2 protein-coding genes are annotated in these 1,190 nt (G+C 48.5%); both read right to left on the bottom strand.

Annotation, left to right across the window (positions count from 1 at the left end; translation table 11 throughout):
- A partial coding sequence (locus H6B51_RS17110; protein ID WP_204884795.1) for an RNA-guided endonuclease TnpB family protein occupies positions 1–663 on the bottom strand: 663 nt, incomplete at its 3' end.
- A 14-nt stretch (positions 664–677) separates the two neighbouring features.
- Positions 678–1,070, bottom strand: coding sequence for an IS200/IS605 family transposase (gene tnpA / locus H6B51_RS17105; protein WP_204884794.1), 393 nt, complete (start codon positions 1,068–1,070; stop codon positions 678–680).
- Positions 1,071–1,190: the final 120 nt, after the last annotated feature.

Here is a 1,190-nt window from a genome sequence, read left to right as displayed (position 1 = left end):
CTGGCGCTGGAGACGAGCCAGTTTACGGATGCTCTTAGTCAGAAACTTGTGGTTTGGATACTCTACTCCATTGGAGGTGACTGCAAATGATTTAAGGCCCATATCGAGGCCAACAACGGCCCCGGTGCTGGGTAGAGTCTCAATGTCCACATCGGTACAGCAGAGGGCAACGAAGTATTTCCCACTGGGACTCTGCGATACGGTGGCAGATAGAATACGCCCCATGACCTCTTTCGAGACACGGCACTTCACAAGGCCGAGCTTCGGCAGTTGGACCGCTTTTTCCAACACCTTGATGTTCGTGCCCACACACTTACTTTTGTAGGATTGGCGGCGGTCCTTTCTACTCTTGAACCGGGGATAGCCGGGCTTTTCACCGCACTTTACACGACGAAAGAAATTTTGGAAGGCTGCGTCCAAATCCTGGATGGCTGCTTGCAGCGAGGTCGAATCGGCTTCTTTTAACCACGGCAGTTCTTGCTTCATGGTAGTTAACGCTTTGTCCTGCTGGAACCGTGTTGGGGCTTTCCCTGCCTCTTTGTATTGCTCCTGCTTCTGCGCAAGAAAATGATTATACACATATCGGCAGCAGCCAAAGTTGCGGGCTATTTGGTTCCTCTGCGCATTGGTCGGATATAAGCGGAATTTATAGGAGTATTCCATTGTCTTACCCCGCTTTACACATTCTTCTGGTTTTCGATGTACTGCTTGATGACAGATAGAGGCGCACCGCCCACGGTAGAAACAAAATACGAGTTAGTCCAGAGTGTCGGCAGCCGAGTAGTCAGCCAGGGAAACTCCTGCCTCAAAATCCGAGAAGTCCGTCCCTTTATCCGTTTCACAGCCTTGTGGATGCCAAATTGAGGGTCTACCTCCACGAGCAAATGCACATGGTCTGACATAATTTCCATCTCAATGATGTCGATGCGGTATTCATGACAAACTTCTTCTATAAGGGCTTTCAGCCGTACATCAACACCATTGGCCAAGACTTTACGTCGATATTTTGGACACCAGACCACATGATATTTGCAGGAGTACACCACATTGTTATTGCTCTTATATTCCATAGGAACATTATACAGCTATTCGCTATATACTGCAAGATGATATCCTAACTGACGAGGGAATAAGGTGTGCCTTATATCCCCATGCCTAAAAGGCAGGGGCTTTACGGCACGTTTGGTAAT

It is taken from the genome of Pseudoflavonifractor phocaeensis, assembly GCF_016901955.1.
Classification (GTDB): Bacteria; Bacillota; Clostridia; order Oscillospirales; family Oscillospiraceae; genus Flavonifractor; species Flavonifractor phocaeensis_A.
Note: the sequence above shows the minus strand (reverse complement) of the source record. Positions and strands in the feature narration are given on the sequence as shown.